The organism is Acidiferrobacterales bacterium (assembly GCA_028820695.1).
Classification (GTDB): domain Bacteria; phylum Pseudomonadota; class Gammaproteobacteria; order Arenicellales; family JAJDZL01; genus JAJDZL01.
The window spans coordinates 12,952-32,925 of the sequence record JAPPIB010000025.1; the positions used below are offsets into that span (position 1 = coordinate 12,952).

Sequence of the window (19,974 nt, forward strand, 5' to 3'; positions counted from 1 at the left end):
TCAGTTATCCGGACCCGGCCGCTTGTCAGTTTCGATAATTCGATAGAAAACCTCACCTTCCTTGATCAGTCCCAATTCCATTCTCGCCCGCTCCTCCATAGTTTCGTTATCAGTCTGCAAGTCAATCACTTCCGCTTTCAGTACATCATTTCGTTTGGACAGTTCGACGTTGCGCTGCTGTTCCACTTCGATCAACGACCGGGTTTCCTCAAGTGTTGCCACCGAATTCTTCCCGGCCCAGAAAGCATACTGGAGACCACCGGCGATTACAGCCAGAACCAAGAAAACGATCAACCTTTTGCCCTTCACGACATTCACTCCATGCCATCACTGCGGGATTGGGCAGGTGACCGCACCCCTCCCAACTGCGACTCTATGCGCAACAGACGATTATATTTGGCAGTTCGTTCGGACCTGCACGGAGCGCCTGTCTTGATCTGACCCGATGCAGTTGCAACAGCAAGGTCTGCGATCGTGGTATCTTCCGTCTCACCGGATCTATGGGAGATAATCACACGATAGTGCGCATTCTTCGCAATCTGTATTGTGTTCAGGGTTTCAGTCAATGTTCCAATCTGGTTAAGCTTGACCAGTATTGAATTTGCAATGGAACTGCGAATGCCTTGCTGAAAAATATCCGGATTGGTGACGAATACGTCATCACCGACCAGTTGCACTCGTTCTCCGAGCGTTTGCGTGAGATGTGACCAACCTTCCCAATCATTCTCTGCCATTCCATCTTCGATTGAGACGATCGGATACTGATCAACCCATGAACTGAGTCGATCGGTCAGTTGACCTGAATCCATTGTCATATGTTCCGAACTGAATTCATACCTTTTGTCTGAATCACGCCACAGCTCTGAGCTTGCGACATCCAAAGCGATTCCGAAATGCACGCCGGGCTCCCAACCCGCCTTGGCACCAGCTTCACAGATCAGCTGCAAAGCTTCCTCATTCGACTTCAAGTCTGGCGCAAAGCCGCCTTCGTCACCGACTGCGGTACTGAAACCGCGGTCGTTCAGATACCGGCTCAGTGAGTGGTAAATCTCGACCCCCATGAGGACACTTTCCTGAAAACTCGACACGCCATTCGGGACGATCATGAATTCCTGCACATCCAATTGATTGTTTGCGTGAGCCCCGCCATTGAGAATGTTGAAAAATGGGGTCGGCAAGGTGACCACATCCTCTGTTGCGAGAAATCGGTACAGCGGCTGTTGCTTTGAGTCCGCGGCAGCCTTGGCAGATGCCAGCGAAACCGCCAGAATCGCATTCGCGCCAAGTCTGCTCTTGTTTTCAGTGCCGTCCAGCTCGATCATCAGGTTATCGATTGAAGATTGATCAAAGGGATTTTCGCCCGACAACGCTGGTCCAATCACATTGTTGACGTTCTCAACTGCATTGAGCACGCCTTTGCCCAGATATCTATCGCGATTTCCATCCCGCAATTCGACCGCTTCTCTCTCGCCTGTCGACGCGCCGGACGGGACGGCAGCCGTCCCGCGGGCTCCGTCGGACAACACCACCTGTGCCTCAAGTGTCGGATTGCCTCTGGAATCCAATATTTCCAGAGCATGAATGGTTTCAATCGAAGAATTGGACATAGTCAATATCTATTCAGAATTGCTCGATTCTGTTCTTGACCACAAAATCGATTTCCTTAAGTCCCTCCAGCAAATCTGCCAACCGGTTCAATGGCACGGCATTCGGTCCATCACTGGGTGCCTGATCCGGGTCTGGATGTGTTTCGACAAACAAGCCATCAATCCCTACGCCGACCGCAGCTCGTGCCAAAGTCGGAACGAATTCTCTCTGACCTCCGGAGGCGCCATTTCTACCGCCTGGCAGCTGTACTGAGTGAGTGGCATCGAACACCACCGGACATCCTGTCTCTCGCATGATCGTGAGTGACCGCATATCCACAACGAGGTTGTTGTAGCCGTAACTCGAACCGCGTTCACAGACAAGTATGTTACCCTTTCCACCGGCCCGTTCGGCCTTGTCAACAACATGTTTCATTTCATGAGGCGATAGGAACTGGGCCTTTTTGATATTGACCAGTTTGCCCGTTGCCGCCGCAGCCTGTATCAGATCAGTCTGTCGACACAAGAAAGCCGGGGTCTGGATCACGTCAACATAATCTGCTGCTGTGCAGGCCTCGTCAGGAGAATGAACGTCGGTGAGCACGGGTACATCAACAGTGGTTTTGACTTTCCGTAAAATTTCCAGGCCTTCCGTCATTCCAAGACCCCGGTATGAGTCGATCGACGTTCGATTCGCTTTGTCGTAGGATGACTTGTAGACAAAAGGTATCGACAGATTGTCGCATATGTGCCTGATCTCACCAGCCGTATCCAGTGCGAAAGTCTCCGATTCAATGACACAAGGTCCAGCAATCAGAAAAAATGGATTGGCTGAACCAACATGGGCTTGCGCAATTTTCAACTGAAAGCCGCCCTTTTCGAAGGAATTCGCAAGGAAGCCTGATGCGCTTTGACGGTGTGGACGAAATGTGTAAACAACGGATGTCCCTTCCTTGGAGTCGAAGTGAACTCCGGATGAAACTGACAGCCGACAAACCACTTGTGTTCCGGCAGTTCTACCATTTCAACCAGATTTTCCGGCGATACTCCGGAAAAATACATGCCGGCGTCCTCGAACTTCTTACGGTAGTGATTGTTGAATTCGTAACGATGGCGGTGACGTTCGTAGATGGTGTCAGTGCCATAGATTTCATGCACCAGGGAATCTGGCGACAGACTGGCTTTCTGTGCGCCAAGCCGCAGTGTCCCGCCCAATTCCTCGTTTGACGATCTGGTTTCCAGCTCGCCATCCAGCGATCGCCATTCAGATACCATTGCGATCACCGGATGCGGTGTGTCAGGATTGAATTCTGTGCTGTGTGCGCCTTCAAGTCCAAGTACATTTCGCGCAAACTCAATCATCGCAATCTGCATTCCAAGGCAAATACCCAGATAGGGAATCTCATTTTCCCGGGCATATTTGACCGCATCAATCTTGCCGTTGGTGCCCCGTTGTCCAAACCCGCCGGGGACAATAATCGCATCTGCCGAATACAGCAGCCCGATTCCGTCGGTCTCTATATTCTCAGCATCCACATACAGAATATTGATCTTGGTTCGCGTCTGCATTCCCGCATGTACGATCGCCTCGGCCAGTGACTTGTAACAATCCGCAATATCCATGTATTTGCCGACAAACGCGATGGTGACTTCGCTTGTAGTCTTTCGGCTTCGCTCGACAATATCTTCCCACTCAGAAAGGTCGATGCGATCAGAGTGGATTTTCAGATGATTCACAATCAGCTGGTCAACGCCCTGTTCGTGGAACATCAAGGGAATTGAATAGATGTTGTCAGCGGTCAGTGCGGAGATTACAGAGCCTTCAGATACGTTCGTGAACAACGCGATCTTGTTCTTTGCTGTCGGAGGCAGGTCAACTTCTGTCCTGCACAGAAGAATATCCGGTTGGATACCGATACTGCGCAACTCCTTGACTGAATGTTGGGTCGGCTTGGTTTTTATCTCACCTGCATAATCCAAAGAAGGTATCAGTGTCAAATGGACAAACAGGGTGTCATCCACTCCGAATTCGATTCGCATCTGACGGATCGTCTCAAGAAACGGAAGAGATTCTATGTCACCCACCGTACCGCCTATTTCAACGAATACGACGTCGTGCCCATCGGCGCCTTCGAGAATGCAATCCTTTATCTCGTCGATAATGTGCGGAATCACCTGAACAGTCTTGCCCATGTAATCCCCTCTTCTTTCACGGCGAATGACGCGTTCGTAAATTCGTCCCGTTGTGAAGTTGTTCATCTGCTTCATGGGGACATTGACGAAACGCTCATAATGCCCGAGGTCCAAATCGGTTTCCGCACCGTCACTGGTTACGAACACCTCGCCATGCTGGCCGGGATTCATCGTCCCGGGATCGACATTGATATAGGGATCAAGCTTGATGATTGTGACGGATATCTTACGGGCTTCGAGCAAAGCAGCTAAAGAAGCGGATGCAATTCCTTTTCCAAGGGAAGACACCACACCGCCGGTAACAAAAACAAACTTCGGCACGTTTGATTAATTCGTTGCAGTTGGATCAGTTTTGAAGCTGAAAATAATCATCTTTGGGGATGATTGGACGGATTAATAGATTAGCACATATCGCATCTGAATTTTGGACAAATTGCGAGTTATTCTTGTTGCAGCGACTTGACTCGAAACCGGATAAATCGTTGGCTGATCGGGATGCGAAAATGCCAGACTTGCGCTGATCCTTGCATTCCATCAACCGAAAAAACCGACACGAATCAGTTGTCTGTCTGTGAAGTCAACTCAATTTGAATGTCAATTCCGTTCTGTCCCGGTTTGACAGCATAACTGTCTGACACCTGCCATGGAACGACAGCGACCAGTTCCTCGTTGTCATGGATCAGCGGCAAAAGTTTTCGCTCACATGGCGGAATATGGTGTGTCTGCAGCAACTTCTTGAGTTTGCTGAAATGCGATCGACCCGGCATCCTGAATCGCTCCCCGCCCTTCCTGAATCCGACTGAAACCGGCAGGGAGAGCCGATTGACATCAATACCCTTTCCGATGGCCGGTGTCGGAATCAACCTGAACCCTTCATGTTCAAGCACCAAGGGCTCTTCCAGAGTCCACATGAGCTTGTCTTTACGGGGCTTCGGTGTGACATTCGGCGTCAGATAGAGAACTTTCCGAAATAGGTACAGCTTGAATCCGTTCCAATCCATTTCGGAATATTCAGCATTCCCGGCGATAGTCGTATCGAGGAAGTTGTCCAGAGTTTGTCGACCGGGTTCTGCTATCGATTGGCTCCGGATCCAGTAGCGAATCAGATTGATCTGACGCGCCCTGCTCAGTTTTCGCAGTTCAGTCAGTTTCAACTGGTATCCGATCGACAGATAAGCAGAGCCGGTCGTGCGGCACGAAGCGGCATCCATCTCAGCAAGCTCATCCAGCAACACGCGCGAGTCCGACAGATTCTCGGCAGATCGGCTGATATTCTCAATTGCCGCCCCCCAGTGTTCTTGCATGGTTGGAAGCACCAGGTGACGCAAGTAATTCCGGTCATAACGCAAATCGTCATTGGATGGATCATGAACGTAGTCCAATTCGTGCTCGGCTGCATAATCAAGAATCTGCTGTTTGCTGAATTGCAACATGGGACGGACCAAAGTGCCCTTCCCAAACGGCGTCGCTTCCTGTATTGCGGACAATCCCCTGGCACCTGCGCCGCGCATCAGATTCAACATCAGCGTTTCAGCCTGATCATTCCTGTGATGCCCCGTCAATAGAAATTCCTCTTGTGCAATCTGGCTGTTCAGCCAGGAGTATCGGGCAGACCTTGCTTTGTGCTCGGGCACCCTGTCGGAGCAGGTGAATTGCTCAAGCCGATGGGAATGAAACGGTATATTTCGTGAGTGGCAAAAGTCCGCACAAAATTCCATCCAATTCCCGGAATTTGAAAAAATATTGTGATTGATGTGCAAAGCACGCAATGAAAACCCGAACCGCTGGTTGGCACAGTGCAACAGATGCATCAATACAACGGTATCCACACCACCGCTGAATGCGACCGCGATGCTCGTCTTGCGGTCGAGATTGGAATGCTTGGAAAGGACTTCGAGCAGGGATTCTACGTCAAGAGCAGTCATGGCAGATCACATAGCGGACTCGAATCAGCGCAACCCTTCGCAACAGCAAAATATCGCGATAGCTGCGTCAGCACGGAACACTCTCGATCAATTGACATCGCAGGTCTTCCCGCTACGAACCGAGTTCACTTCGCCGATCGAAATTCTCCGTAGGACATCAGACGTCGATTGCGCTCAGCAATCAGCTCGTCGAGTTCGATCTCCTTGAGTCGATGCAGTACCGATGCCAGCTCATACTTCAGCATGCCCGCTGCCGCATCGTAGTCCCGATGTGCGCCACCCAATGGCTCTGAAATCACTCCGTCAATCAGGCCATTCGCCAAAAGCGCCTTGGAAGTCAGCCCCATAACCTCAGCAGCATCTGATGCCCGGCTCGAATCTTTCCACAGTATTGATGCACAACCCTCAGGCGAAATGACCGAGTATGTTGCATACTCCATCATGATGACGTGATCCGCAATGCCAATCGCAAGCGCCCCGCCGGAGCCGCCCTCACCGATAACAGTTGCGACAATCGGGCACTTGGCATTTACAAATGTCAGCAGGTTCGAGGCAATTGCTTCACTCTGACCTCTCGACTCCGCCTCAACACCGGGATAGGCGCCCGGTGTATCGATAAATGTGAAAACCGGCAGCGAAAACCGCTCAGCCAACCGAACGGCGCGTTGCGCCTTGCGGTAACCTTCAGGTTTTGGCATGCCGAAATTCCTGATAAGCTTGGAGTTGGTGTCACGGCCTTTCTGATGTCCGATCACCACCGCACCATGATTCTCGAATGTGGCCAGCCCGGTTACGATGGCAGGATCATCACCAAACATCCTGTCGCCATGAATCTCTCTATAGTTCGTGAAGATTCGTTCGATGTAATCCAATGTGTACGGTCTGAGCGGGTGACGTGCAAGTTGTGTAATCTGCCACGGTGACAGGGAAGAAAAGATGGACTTGGTCAGTTTCAGGCTTCTTTTCTCCAGTCGGGAAATCTCGTCGGCCAGGTCCACCCCGTCCTCATCATGAACTCGTCGCAGCTCCTCAATTTTCGCGTTGATCTCAGCGACCGATTTTTCAAATTCGAGAAATGCTGTCATCTTTCGTTCATCCGGCGAATGAATCCCAAAATTCTTGGTTCCTATAACGGTACGTTCAAATAGTTTACGGTGACACTATCTTCACCCAGAATATTTTGCAACTCATCCAATAGATCCTCATTGATGCTTACCCGCCAATCATCACCAAGCGAGAATCTGGCACTCGAACCGCAAGTCGAAGAATATCTCACTTTGACAACGCTTTTGCCGACCCGATGCTTTTCCAATATATCCCTGAATTGACGAAAATGGTCTGAAGTGATGTCGCTTTGCTTCAAATCCAGCACGATTTCTGATGCCGGATGCTGCCTGACAGTGTCCAGTTTGACGGCATTGCTGACTAACAGTCTGGCAGAACCATTGAATTGCTCCCCGGACAGAACGCCAACCAGGATTATCGGTTCGTTCTCGACAATTAGCTTGGACAAGCTATCAAAGTTTTCCGAATAGATGATAGCAAGAACCTCTCCTTTAGAGCCTTCAAGTTCAAAAAAGAGGTTATTCCCACCCTTTTTTCGTGCCTTGGTGACAGTTTTATTGAACACCCATCCGCAAAGAATCAGTCGCTCGTCCTCTTGATTGGGCATCTGACCGACCGTTCCGGTCAATAATGTCTTGAATTCCTTTTCATATTTTTCACTGGGGTGGCCGCTGATGTAAATTCCCAGAATCGCATGCTCCCGACGGAGCAGTTCGGAGCGCGTCCAAGGTTCGACTTCCTTGCTTGTCAATTCCATATCGTCGCTTTCCATGGTGCCGAATAGATTCATTTGCCCGGACTTTTGTTCCTGCTCTTTCATTTGTGCGAAAGCATATGCGCTTTCGACATGCGCAAACAATTTCGCACGATTGGAATCAAATGAATCAAATGCACCGGCGGCGGTCAGCACCTGACATGTGGACTTGCTGATCTGCGTCAGATCAACGCGGTTGCAAAAATCCGATAGACTTGAGAACTCGCCGCCATGGTCTCTAGCAGTTCTGATCGCATCGACAACCGGAGTACCGATTTGCTTCAGGGCGCCGAGACCGTAGAGGATTTCGGTGTCACTCACAGGAGTGAACTCATACGCACTGCGATTGATGTCCGGCAAAAGAAATTCAATGCCCTGTCGTTTTGAGTCGTTGTAGATTTTTGCCGTTGTCTCGACCTTTATATCAACCGACATGCATGCGGCCAGGAATTCCGTCCGGAAGTGCGTCTTCAGATATGCCGTACGGTAAGCCAGTAACGCGTAGGCAACGGAATGTGACTTGTTGAATCCGTAGCCGGCAAAACTCTCCATCAAGTCATAAACCTCGGCTGCGAGCTTCTTGTCATAACCTTTTTCTACCGAGCCGCTTACGAACCTTTCCCGTTGGAATTCCATTTCCTGCTTTACTTTCTTGCCCATTGCGTAGCGTAGGATATCCGCTTCACCCATCGAGTAGCCCGCCATGATCTGAGCAATCTTCATGACTTGCTCCTGATAAAGGATCACGCCATGAGACTGATCAAGTACTTCTTTCAAATCATCATGTAAAGCATTGTAACTATTGTTATTGTGATTTTCGATGTACATCTTGTCCATGCCTGTCTGCAACGGCCCGGGCCGAAACAAGGCAAGCAATGCAACGAGGTCGCTGAATTTGTCTGGTTGAATTTCGCGGATCAATCGCTGCATTCCTCTGGACTCAAGCTGAAATATACCGACTGTCTGTCCGGTTCGTATGTATTCAAACGTATCCTCATCGTCCAGAGGAATGTCGTTCTCCGTGGCCGGAGCGCCAGGCACGTTCCTCTCATTCAGTCTTCGCAGCGTATCTGAGATGACCGTCAATGTAGTCAACCCGAGAAAGTCAAATTTGACGAGGCCTATTGCCTCCAGATCGTCTTTGTCAAAATGCGTAATTCCCCGACCGCTGTCACTATCAGCAAACAGAGCGGTATATTCAACAATTTCCGACGGAGCGATAACCAGGCCGCCTGGATGTTTGCCCTCATTACGAATCATTCCTTCGAGAGCCTGTGCGGTATCGATCAGTTCTTTGACTCTCGACTCACTGTTGTAGCGTAATTTCAGCTCCTTGTTTCGCTCCAGCGATCGTGCGAGTGTGATATTCAGATCCTGCGGAATCATTCTTGCCAACTCATCATAGAACTTGTAGTCGGGCCTCAATGCCCGGCCGACATCCCGGACAACAGCCTTTGCGGCCATCGTGTTGTAGGTAATGATCTGTGCAACCTGATCCCGTCCGTATCTGTCTGCTACACGTTCAATAATCCGATCGCGCTCCCGGACACAAAAATCGATATCAAAGTCGGGCGGGGAAACTCGTTCGGGATTCAGGAAACGCTCGAAAATCAAATCGTGCTCAATCGGGTCAATCGCTGTAATTTCGAGACAGTACGCAACGAGCGAGCCTGCCCCGGACCCCCGTCCAGGACCGACAGGTATGCCATTGGATTTTGCCCAAGCAATGATGTCTGCCACGATCAGAAAGTAGCCTGCATAATTTGTCTTGCAGATTATGTCCAGCTCTTCATTGAGCCGGTTCTCATAGCGATCGTCTGTGCGTCCTTGCAGAATCTTCTGCAGGCCCTCCCTGCTCAATCTTTCCAGGTATTTTTCTATGCTAGGCTCTTCGATCGACACCGGATACGCTGGCATATGACTCTTGGTCATGTTGAATCGGAGATTGCAGCGTTTGGCGATCTCAAGTGAATTCTCAAGTGCGTTCGGCAGATCAGCGAAGCGTTCACTCATTTCATCCGCTGAGCGAAAGTATTGTTCGGCGGTGTAATTCGATCTTCGGGAAGCATCCGATAACGACGTTCGCTCTTGGATACAGACCTTGACCTCATGGACTTCGTAATCTTCCTTGCTCAGGAATCTCGGCTGATGGGTGGCGACTATCGGTGTATTGGTTGAACTCGCCAATTCCAAGACGCCGGCTTCGTATGCGGCTTCATGTTGCCCGTCAAATCTGGACACCTCAAGATAAAACCTGTCGTCAAAAATCTCGCGCAGGCGACTGATGGCCTTGTGCGCCTCATCATTTTTATTCAGCAGCAGTTTCTGCCCGATCTCACCTTGCTGTGCACCGGAAAGAGCGACCAGTCCCTGACAGGAAGACGGGGTGAACCAATCCTCTCGCATGAGCACGCTCCCGCTCGAACTGACCTGATTGTGGGCTCTGCTTACGAGAGTACACAGGGCGCGATACCCGTCATTGTTCTGACACAGCAATACCAGGGTGAAAGGAGAGGCAGGGTTGTTCCTGTTCTCCACCTGGACTTCTGAACCGATGATTGGTTTGACCCCCATCTTGACACAGGCTGTATATGCCTTGATGGCACTGTACAGATTTCGATACTCCGTTACGGCTACAGCAGGCATTCCCAGTTCAACCGTGCGCGAAACCAGATCATCGATCCGGATGATGCTGTCGGACACAGAGTACTCAGTGCGGACACGAAGGTGTACGAAGCTCATGAGAAAAAACTCGGCCTGCTGCGTTCAATGACTTGCCGCACTGGGGCGAAACTCTTACGATGTATGGCTGTGGCGCCATTAATTCGCAGTGCCTGCAGATGAAATGGGGTGCCGTAACCGACATTGCTTCGCAGACCGTACTCGGGATACTCTTTCTCATAGGCATGCATCAGTTTGTCCCGGGTATGCTTGGCCAATATCGATGCAGCCGAGATTACGGGAACGTAAAGGTCGCCTTTTACAATCGCCTGGACCGGAACACGGATATCAGGACGTTGATTGCCATCGACCAGAACGAGGTCCGGTTCGCATTCCAGGCTTTCAATCGCGCGCTTCATGCCCAGCATGGTGGTCTTGAGTATGTTGTAACGGTCAATCTCTTCCACGCTCCCGACTCCGATCGCCCAGCTAACGCAGTATTTCTTGATCTGTTTTGACAGACGTCGGCGCTGTTTATAGGTCAGTTTCTTGGAATCGGTCAGATTGTCAATTTTAATTTCGCTTCCCAGGATCACCGCCGCGCACACTACGGGTCCCGCCAAGGCCCCGCGACCGGCTTCATCGACTCCTGCAACCCTCACTTCAGTCATTTTCCAGAATCCTGACGATTTCCTCCGCCGCCCTCGCGCTGGCATTGCAGTTCAGCGACTTTCTGAACCCGTCAAATTGATCCAGCACGTTTTCCCTGTATGCGGAATCTTCCAGATATCTGTTGATTTCCTCTGTCAGGTTATCGACCGTACAGTCGCCTTGCATGAACTCGGGAATGACCGGCGACGATCCAAGATGATTCAACACTGAATAATGCTTGACGTGTCCGAGCAGCTTGAGCACGACGAGTGACAGCAACGAAATCCGATAGGCAACCACGACCGGCTTGCGGCACAATGCGGCTTCAAGCGCTGCAGTTCCTGAAGCGAGCAGGACGACATCGGCTGTTGCAATCACTTCGATGGAATTTCGGTCAACAACCTGTATTGGCAGGTTTGGTGCAATCTGCTCCACTTTGTGGCTGAATGCGGTCTGGATCTCATTGCTTGCGGCCGGTGTGATGAATTTGATCTGCGGATGTGATTTTTGAAGTTCCAGCGCAGTCCTGAGAAAGACCTCTGCAAGTCGATTGACCTCACTCATTCTGCTTCCCGGAAGAATTGCGATCACTGTATCGTTGCCGCTTAGTCCAAATCGAGCCCGTGCGGCTTGCAGTGGCTCGAGTGCGATCTCGTCAGCAAGCGGGTGGCCCACATAGGCAAATGGAACCTGCTGATCGTAAATCCTGTCTTCAAAGGGATAAATTGTCAGAATCTTGCTTACCGCCCGTTTGATCTTTCGGATTCTATAGCCTCGCCAGGCCCAGATTGACGGTCCGACGTATTGCACAGTTGGCACTCCAGCCTTTCGCAGTCGTTTTTCGACTCCGAGATTGAAGTCCGGCGCGTCAACACCGATGTAAATGTCTGGTTTGTTCTCCAGCAGCCTTGCAATCAGATTCCTTCTGATCGCAAGGATACTGCGGACTCGACCGAACAAGCCCTCCATGCCGATGCTGTTGATCGCGTCGATGGAATACATGGCGGTCGCGCCTTCTGCGATCATCTTCGGGCCGCAAATTCCGGTCACCTCAAATTGCAGGTCATGTTGTCTCATCGCGCGGATAAGTCCGGCAGCGAGGTGATCGCCTGACGCTTCACCTGCTACCATGCTGATCCGCCTTACTGCCCGCTCACCTGTCAATGTTCTATCGTACGACACCGCGCTCGGTCGAACCTAGGAATTCAAGCAAGACCCTGACGCAGGCATCTTCACGGGTTCCTGCGTCGAGCGCTTCGGGTAACTTCTCAAGCTTGACGTTCTTGCGAAAGAATAATTTGAAAACCTTGCTCAACGCCGATATGGACTGCTGACTGAATCCTCTTCGGGAAAGTCCGCGCGAGTTAATGGCAATTGAGCGCGCCGGATTTCCATTGACAGTGACAAATGGCGCGACATCCTGACGAAGAATCGTATTGATTCCGGTCATGCAATGCGTCCCGATCCGGCAACTCTGGTGGATCATGGTGAATCCGCTCAGGAATGCGTAATCGCCAACGCAGACATGTCCGGCAATGTTGGTGCCGTTGACAAATACGCAGTTGTTTCCAATATCGCAATCATGGCCGACGTGCACGTAAGCCATGAGATAGTTATCGTCCCCGATTGTGGTAACGCCTCGATCCGATGCGGTTCCCCGACTGATCGTGACAAATTCGCGGATAGTGTTGTTATCGCCGATCCTGAGCCCGGTGGCTTCGCCTTGATAATGAACGGATTGGGGTTCACCACCGATTACGGCGAACTCATGGACGCGATTGCCCTCACCCATCCGGGTGTGACTGCGTATGACTGAGTGGCTGCCAATATGTGAATTGTTTCCGATCTCGACGTCATCTTCCACCGTCGCGTAAGCATCGATTCTGACATTATCGCCAATCCTGACATCCGATGCTACGAGCGCCGTCGGGTCAATCATTCACAGTTCCTGGAAAGTGAACAACATTTCAGCACTGCATACCACGACGTCATCCACTTTTGCATCTGCGGCGGTCTTCCATACATCCTTGATTTTTCGCACGGTGCGTGTCTCAATCGTGATGCAATCCCCCGGAACGACCTGTCGTTTGAAACGTGCCTTGTCAACTCCCGCAAACAGATACACCCTGTTGTCGTCGGCTTTCGCGCCAAGTGCCAGACTTGCCATGATGGCCGACGCCTGAACCATGGCCTCAAGTATGAGCACACCTGGAAAAACCGGCCAGTGCGGAAAATGTCCCTGAAAGATGGGTTCGTTTACACTTATAGCCTTGATGGCGACCAATGAATCGTCCGTGTAGTCAATTACACGGTCGATCATCAGCATCGGATAACGGTGTGGCAGAAGTTCCCTGATTTCAATTGCTGACAACGACGGCATCTTTGATTCTCACTGTAATACTGATATGGAAACCTATTTCTTCGGCTTGTCGGTGGAACCGGATGATGCTTCCTTGATCATCCTCGAGAGGCTTGCCAGACTGCGTTTCCACTCTGACGCCTCCTTTGCCGGAATACTTGAGGAATACGATCCACTGGTGGCAATTGATTTGGTGATCAGGCTGCAGGCCTGCACCGTAACATCATCGGCAATTTCGACATGACTGACGATACTGACTTGGCCACCCAAAACACAACGCTTGCCGATTTTCGCACTTCCCGCAATACCGACATTGCCTACGATGAGTGAATGATCGCCGATTTCCACGTTGTGACCGATTTGAACATTATTGTCGATTTTCACTCCGTTTCCGATGATTGTGCTACGGACGGAGCCGCGATCGATGCTGGTTGATGCCCCGATATCCACGTCATCACCTATCGTCACGCCACCAATATTTCTGATGTAATTCCATTGCCTGCCATCCCATTCGTAGCTGAAACCGGACGCGCCGAGCACGACGCATGAATAAATTCTGCAGTTGCGACCGATGACGCAGTGTCCGTAGATGGACACATTGAAATCGACTGTTGTACCCGGTCCAATGATAACGTCATCGCCAATAACGGTTCCAGCACCGATTACTGCATTATCGCCTATGTCGACATTTTCACCTACGACCACGTTGGCTTCAATGCGTGCGGAATCTGCGATTTTTGCGGTTGGGTGAACGAACGCGGATTGCGCAATATACGCTGCACTGTTTGCCGGTTCAGGATGCATGAGATCAACAATCTGTGCAAAAGCGATTCGTGAATTCCGGGCGAGCAAACAATCTCCTTCGTAACCCCAGTTGTTTCCTTCCGGCAGAATCACAATCCCTGCTGACGTGGACTGCAAGTATCGTTTCTGGGCGATGGTCGAACAGTGGCTGATGGCATCTTCCTGGGCATGTCGCAGCTCATCGACATGGGTTACGGACTTATTTGCGTTGCCTTGTACACGCCCGCCCACCTGTTCAGCCAATTCGGAGAGTGTCCATTTCCCCAAGTCTGACTTACTGGGACGCAGGCGTATTGTGTAACTCATGGAGTTTATTCAGTATCTCATCTGTAATGTCGACTTCATCGCTAACCCAGACGATTGGTTCCTGGACTATGAGATCGAATCCCTCATCTTCCGCAACCTGCAGAATAACTGAGCTGATGAAGTTTTGAAGATCGGTCAATTCCTCGTTTCGAAGAAAATTGAAATCTTCTTCGTAGTCCAGCCGACCCCGCTCAAATTCCCTGTTGAGCGATCTGAACTCTGCTTCCAGCCGTCTTCGATCGTTCGAATCTTCTTCGGAGTCGAGAATGTCGGCAATCTGCTTCAGCGTCGCTTCCATGTCTTCGAGCTCTTTCTTGCGGTCCGCGAAACTCTCCACCAGGTATTCGAACGCCGCTATGCCTTGCGGGGCTTCGTTCATCAGGGTATTGGCGTTGACGTAGCCGATCTTTGGAAAACCGGAGTTCTTCAGACCGGAAGAAGATGGTTGCTGTGTGTCTGGAGAAGAGACAGATCCAGTATCCGTGTCGGAAGAAGTGGTCGAATCCTGGGCATGGGAGCCAACGTAAGCAAGCATCAATATTGCGAAACCGGCTGGCAGAAGCCAATGCAAGTGGAATCTGGACGGGTTCATTCAGTTATTCTCCCTGAAGATATCCCAGAGTGATCTGGAACTTGTCTGTCCGATCGCCGGGTTTTTCCTTGATTGGTACCGCATAACTGATACCGAATGGACCGATCGGCGAGAGCCATTCAAACCCGGCCCCTGCCGCAGCCCGCAAATTACTGAAACTGAATTTCTCATGTCCAGGAAAATCCGCCCGTGTTTGTTGACGTTCCACGGCTGCCATTCCGTCCTTCATTATCGTCCTTGTCGAAGTGTATGCTTTGCCATAGTGCTTGTCTGACATCATGAACGTATTGCCAGCATCGACGAACAGCGAAAAACGTTTGTCCTCACTGTCCCGTGTTCCAAAAAATGGCAGGAACAGTTCGGCGCGCCCCAGAAAACGCAAGTCACCGCCGATAGCACGGCTGGCAGCACACTCTTCGTACGTAATTTCTTCGGCTGTATCATCAGTAGCTGCTTTAAATTTACGACAAATTTCCCTAGGTCCCAGAGTGATACTGTCAAAACCTCGGAGCGATGCGGAACCGCTCATGAAATAGTTGTGATAAAACGGCAATCCACTGCTGCCGTAGTCAACGCGACTGGAAAGACGCAGTGTCATGTCATTGCCAATCGGAAAGAAATGCGCATAACTGCCGCTCACTGTGACGAAATCCTGATCCCCGGCGGACGTGCGTACAGCCAAACCCAGATTACTGCCACTTGTTGCAAAAATAGCGCGATTTCTCGTGTCCCGTCGATAAGAGACTGTACCGATTCCCGCATTGCCCTTGGGATGGAATCGTCTGAAATCATAAATCCGAAAATCGGTACTTGTAGTCGGTTCTAATTCCTCCGTATCTGCAGGCGCAACGCTTACCATCTTGTATTGAGACGCTGCAATCGAAACGCCTATATTGGAGACTTCAGAAATCGGGAACCGATAGTTCACCCCAAACTGTGTTCTATCCAACTGGTAAATTGACGTGGACGCCGTCTCTGAAGTGTCGGACTCACTGTGATCGATACTGAAACCACGCGCAACTCCGTCCAGCGTATAGTACGGATTCGTATAGTCCAGCAAGAATGAATTGGTAACCTTCCCCAAGTCAGCGCTCAAGGAAAGTTCCTTTCCGGTTCCATAAAGATTTCTCTGCCTGATACTGAAGTTGAACGATGCCTTTTCGGAATCGCTGTACCCGACCCCAAAAAGCAGTGTGCCGGTCAGACTCTCCTCAATTTGCACGATAAGGTCAACCTGATCATCCGCTTCAGGCACATCAACAATCTGGATATCAACAGACGTGAACAATCCCAACCGACCCAGTCGTGCCCTGGACTGCTGTATCTGCTCTGAAGAGTATCGACCACCTTCGTAGATTCGCATCTCGCGGCGAATCACCTCATCTTCGGTGGACACATTCCCGGTGATTGTGATTCTGCGCACATACGTCAGCTTGCCGGGCTTGACAACGTAGTTCACATCGATGGTTTGCTCCTCGTCATTGATCGTAGGCAGCGGATCGACCTGCGCTCGGGCGTATCCCTCGTCGGCGAATTCGTTGGTAATTCTGTTTCGAGTATCGCTGACCCGATTGAATGAATAAAGATCGCCCGGCATGACCTCAATCAACTGGTCCAATTCGGCCTGGTCAACGACATCCTCTGAAGCAGTGATCTCGGAACTTCCGAAACGGTACTGCGCCCCTTCCGACAAGGTGATCACGATCAGAATCCCTTCCCTGTCGTCCGCAATGAAAACTCGCGAGGAGACGAGGGTAATGTTGATATAACCCTGATCGTGGTAATGATTTGCGATTGCTTCAAGGTCAGCCCGCAACTTGGCGCGATTGTAGCGATTGTTCCTGTTCAGGAACCCCAGTGACTTTTTCGTCGTGAGTTCCATAACGTCCAGCAAATCCGCCTCAGAGACATTTTCGGTCCCGATGAACCGGATTTCCTTGATCAATGCAACCTTGCCTTCAAAAACCGTAAATACCAGATCGACGCGATTGCGTTCAATGGGTATGACAGCGACGGAAATGTCTACGTTGAAATGTCCGACTTCGACATAAGCCTGTTTCATTTCCGCAATGAAGCTATCGACCAGATCAGGATTGTAGATATCGCCGGCAGCCATGCTTCCGGTTTTCAAGGCTTCCTCGATGGGCTCATCCTTGATCTTCTTGTTACCTTCGATCTCAATGGATGCAATGGTCGGTCGCTCTACGACCGAGACGATCAAGGTGTCATCCTCTCTCCCGAGTTGCACATCGTCAAACAATCCAGTGGCATAAAGTGATTGGATTGCCGTGGCGGAGACCTCGTCATTCATCTCATCGCCGACTCGCACGGGTAACGCGACGAAAACAGCCCCTGCCGTGACCCGTTGCAATCCCTGGATCTTGATATCACCGATCGTAAATGGTTCCAGGGCTCTCGCGGCTGTAGTCAGGACCAAGACTGCCAAACCAAACCAAAGTAGTTTCGTCTTCATCAGAACATCCTGGAAATGTCGTTATAGAAAGCCAGTCCCATCAGTCCGATCAGCAACGCAAACCCAACCTGGTTCGCCCACACCAGCATTCGCTCGGTCGGCGGCGACCTGAATACCGCCTCATAGAGGTGAAACATGAGATGCCCGCCATCCAATACCGGAATCGGCAGGAGATTCAACAGGCCCAGACTTATGCTCAACAGCGCAAGGAAGGTCAGAAAGTTATTGATTCCCGCCTGCGCCGCCTTACCGGCATAATCCGCGATCGCGATGGGTCCGCCTATTGCATCGGCAGACTGTTCAAACTTTAATAGACTGAAGAGCATCTTGACGGTCAATGCAGTCGTTGACCACATTGTTTGAAAGCCTCTGATGATCGCTTCAACCGGATTATGCCTGACAATGACAATATGCTCAGAATTCGAGATCTGAAGCTCAGGGTTGACTTTGATTCCGATCTGTCTGACCTGTCTGCCATCTATCTCGACTGTCTTTGGTTCCAGCATCACCTCAACAGGTTCTCCATCCCGTTGCAGGCCGACCAGCAGGGATGACTGCGTGGAATTGCTGACAAAACCCACCAAGTCTGCCCAGCTGCGGACCGCCTCACCGTTGATGCTTGTAATCCTGTCCCCTGGCTGCATGCCGGCAGCCTGAGCCGGATAGCCATCAACGACTTCGCCGACAATCGCCTGAACCAGTGGCATCTTCGGGTAGATTCCGATCAGAGACTCAAGTGATTCAGAATTCAGGTCCACCTGGCCAAGTTTTGAGAAATCAACCGTTACGGTCCGCTCAACGCCTTGATTTGACACCTCGTAATCGATCGAGCTTCCGCTCACGATATTGTTCAGGATATGAAAATGATGCTGCTCCCAACTCTCATTCGTGCGCCCGTCAACCTTGCGCAACTCATCACCCGGCATGAAGCCGGATACTTCTGCGAGGCTGCCCGAGACCACCTCACCGACAATCGGACGGATGCCTTCGGTCCCGATCGCAAAGACCGCACCGTAGAGAAGCGCGGCAAGCAGGAAATTTGCGAGCGGACCGGCGGCTACAATTGCCGACCGCTTGTACAGAGGCTGGGTGTCGTATGCAAAAGGCCGCGATTCATCATCGAGTTCGTCAATATTGCCATCAAGCATCTTGACGTAACCACCGAGTGGAATTGCTGCAATTCTATACTCAGTCGAAGAATCCTTAGGGGTATGTTTCCAGATAGCCGGACCGAATCCGATAGAAAACCGAACAACGGTTACGCCCATTTTCCGGGCAACCCAGAAATGTCCGTACTCATGGAATGTAATCAGCACGCCTATAGCGACTATGAAGAAGACGATGCTATTGACTACTTCGATCATGCAATACCAACTCGACTCGAAACAGAAAGTGAAGAATTAATTTGTTTTTTATTGTTATATATACCGAACGGCAATTTCTCGTGTAATTTTATCAAGTTCGAGTATCTTTTCGATATTTTCTACACTTTCGTCACCCAGCTCAATAACACATCTGTCGACGAGGGTGGAAATTTCCGTAAATTTGATTCGGCCAGCCAAGAACGCATCGACCGCAACCTCGTTTGCCGCATTCATCACCGTCGCCGACGTTCCACCCATTCTTGCGACCTCCCCGGCAATCCTCAGACAGGGAAATCGGTTGAGGTCCGGCGGTTCGAACGTCAGCGAATTGACGCTCATCAAATCCAGAAAAGGTGCACCGCTGGCCTCGCGTTCTGGCCAAAACAGCGCATTGGCGATCGGAATACGCATATCCGGCATTCCCAGCTGAGCGATTACGGAGCCATCCAGATATTCGACCATGGAGTGTACGATTCCCTGAGGGTGGACAACAACCTGGATTTGATTCGGTGTCGCATCGAACAGCCAACGGGCCTCAATGATTTCCAGGCCCTTGTTCATCATGGTTGCGGAATCAACTGATATCTTTGCGCCCATGTTCCAGACCGGATGTGAGACAGCCTGTTCCGGCGTGATGCTCTCCAGCAGGTCGAGATCGGTCTCACGAAAAGGCCCCCCGGTTCCTGCAAGCAGAATCCGACGCAACCCCGGAATCGGATAGAAAGGTTCGTAGCGGTCAGCCGCAGCGCTCCCGGTGCACTGAAAAATCGCATTGTGTTCGCTGTCGACCGGCAAAATGGTCGTACCGTATCGCCGCACCTCCTGATGAAGCATCGGTCCCAGCATCACCACCGGTTCCTTGTTGGCCACGAGCACCGTCTTGCCGGCGCGGACTGCTTGCAATGTAGGATGAAGTCCTGCGGCGCCGGAAACACCGGTGACGGTGATGTCAACATCGAACAGGTGCTGGCAATGCTTGAGCTCACTTGCCGGCACCACCTGTGCCCGGATGCCCCGGTCTTTGAACTGGCTTTCAAGCCCTGCAACATCCTGATCCCCAACCACCACAAAGTCGGGACGGAACTCGTCGCAGGACTGCAACAGCGTCTCGCTTGCAGTGCGCGCGGTCAAAGTGCATACCCTGAACCGGTCCGGATGCAGCCTGACTACATCCAAAGCCTGCTGCCCTATGCTTCCGGTTGCACCCAGTATCAATATGGTTCGCATCGCATCCTCATCCG

General features: G+C 51.1%; 16 protein-coding genes. All 16 read right to left on the reverse strand.

The window, feature by feature from the left end; translation table 11 throughout:
- Positions 1–309 (reverse strand): septum formation initiator family protein, encoded by a 309-nt coding sequence (locus tag OXI60_03200; GenBank protein ID MDE0308826.1) that lies wholly within the window; start codon positions 307–309, stop codon positions 1–3.
- A gap of 5 nt (positions 310–314) precedes the next feature.
- A complete protein-coding gene (eno, locus tag OXI60_03205) occupies positions 315–1,607 on the reverse strand; it encodes a phosphopyruvate hydratase (GenBank protein ID MDE0308827.1) in 1,293 nt (430 codons plus the stop codon).
- 13 nt (positions 1,608–1,620) lie between these two features.
- A complete protein-coding gene (gene kdsA / locus OXI60_03210; GenBank protein ID MDE0308828.1) occupies positions 1,621–2,448 on the reverse strand; it encodes a 3-deoxy-8-phosphooctulonate synthase in 828 nt (275 codons plus the stop codon).
- Entirely contained in the window at positions 2,445–4,100 is a 1,656-nt protein-coding gene (locus tag OXI60_03215; protein MDE0308829.1) for a CTP synthase, read from the reverse strand. Before OXI60_03215 ends, kdsA begins: the two co-directional genes overlap by 4 nt.
- A gap of 236 nt (positions 4,101–4,336) precedes the next feature.
- Positions 4,337–5,704: a tRNA lysidine(34) synthetase TilS gene (gene tilS / locus OXI60_03220; GenBank protein MDE0308830.1), complete on the reverse strand. Its 1,368-nt coding sequence runs from the start codon at positions 5,702–5,704 to the stop codon at positions 4,337–4,339.
- 125 nt (positions 5,705–5,829) lie between these two features.
- Positions 5,830–6,789, reverse strand: a complete 960-nt coding sequence (locus tag OXI60_03225) for an acetyl-CoA carboxylase carboxyltransferase subunit alpha (GenBank protein MDE0308831.1) — start codon at positions 6,787–6,789, stop codon at positions 5,830–5,832.
- A 41-nt stretch (positions 6,790–6,830) separates the two neighbouring features.
- Positions 6,831–10,265: a DNA polymerase III subunit alpha gene (dnaE, locus tag OXI60_03230; GenBank protein MDE0308832.1), complete on the reverse strand. Its 3,435-nt coding sequence runs from the start codon at positions 10,263–10,265 to the stop codon at positions 6,831–6,833.
- On the reverse strand, positions 10,262–10,855 hold the full coding sequence (locus OXI60_03235; protein ID MDE0308833.1) for a ribonuclease HII: 594 nt from the start codon (positions 10,853–10,855) through the stop codon (positions 10,262–10,264). The genes dnaE and OXI60_03235 overlap by 4 nt, the downstream gene beginning before the upstream one ends.
- The gene (gene lpxB / locus OXI60_03240; protein ID MDE0308834.1) at positions 10,848–12,017 is read right to left on the reverse strand and encodes a lipid-A-disaccharide synthase; all 1,170 of its coding nucleotides are present in this window, start codon (positions 12,015–12,017) and stop codon (positions 10,848–10,850) included. Before lpxB ends, OXI60_03235 begins: the two co-directional genes overlap by 8 nt.
- Positions 12,004–12,774 carry an acyl-ACP--UDP-N-acetylglucosamine O-acyltransferase gene (lpxA, locus tag OXI60_03245; GenBank protein ID MDE0308835.1) on the reverse strand — a complete coding sequence of 257 codons (771 nt, stop codon included), beginning with the start codon at positions 12,772–12,774 and terminating at the stop codon, positions 12,004–12,006. Before lpxA ends, lpxB begins: the two co-directional genes overlap by 14 nt.
- Positions 12,775–13,215, reverse strand: coding sequence for a 3-hydroxyacyl-ACP dehydratase FabZ (gene fabZ, locus OXI60_03250; protein ID MDE0308836.1), 441 nt, complete (start codon positions 13,213–13,215; stop codon positions 12,775–12,777). It abuts the gene before it with no gap.
- A gap of 33 nt (positions 13,216–13,248) precedes the next feature.
- On the reverse strand, positions 13,249–14,304 hold the full coding sequence (lpxD, locus tag OXI60_03255; GenBank protein MDE0308837.1) for a UDP-3-O-(3-hydroxymyristoyl)glucosamine N-acyltransferase: 1,056 nt from the start codon (positions 14,302–14,304) through the stop codon (positions 13,249–13,251).
- A complete protein-coding gene (locus OXI60_03260) occupies positions 14,273–14,896 on the reverse strand; it encodes an OmpH family outer membrane protein (GenBank protein ID MDE0308838.1) in 624 nt (207 codons plus the stop codon). The genes lpxD and OXI60_03260 overlap by 32 nt, the downstream gene beginning before the upstream one ends.
- A 4-nt stretch (positions 14,897–14,900) precedes the next feature.
- Positions 14,901–17,369 carry an outer membrane protein assembly factor BamA gene (gene bamA, locus OXI60_03265; GenBank protein ID MDE0308839.1) on the reverse strand — a complete coding sequence of 823 codons (2,469 nt, stop codon included), beginning with the start codon at positions 17,367–17,369 and terminating at the stop codon, positions 14,901–14,903.
- Positions 17,369–18,733, reverse strand: a complete 1,365-nt coding sequence (rseP, locus tag OXI60_03270) for an RIP metalloprotease RseP (GenBank protein MDE0308840.1) — start codon at positions 18,731–18,733, stop codon at positions 17,369–17,371. Before rseP ends, bamA begins: the two co-directional genes overlap by 1 nt.
- A 54-nt stretch (positions 18,734–18,787) precedes the next feature.
- Positions 18,788–19,960, reverse strand: coding sequence for a 1-deoxy-D-xylulose-5-phosphate reductoisomerase (dxr, locus tag OXI60_03275; protein ID MDE0308841.1), 1,173 nt, complete (start codon positions 19,958–19,960; stop codon positions 18,788–18,790).
- Between the last annotated feature and the right edge of the window lie 14 nt (positions 19,961–19,974).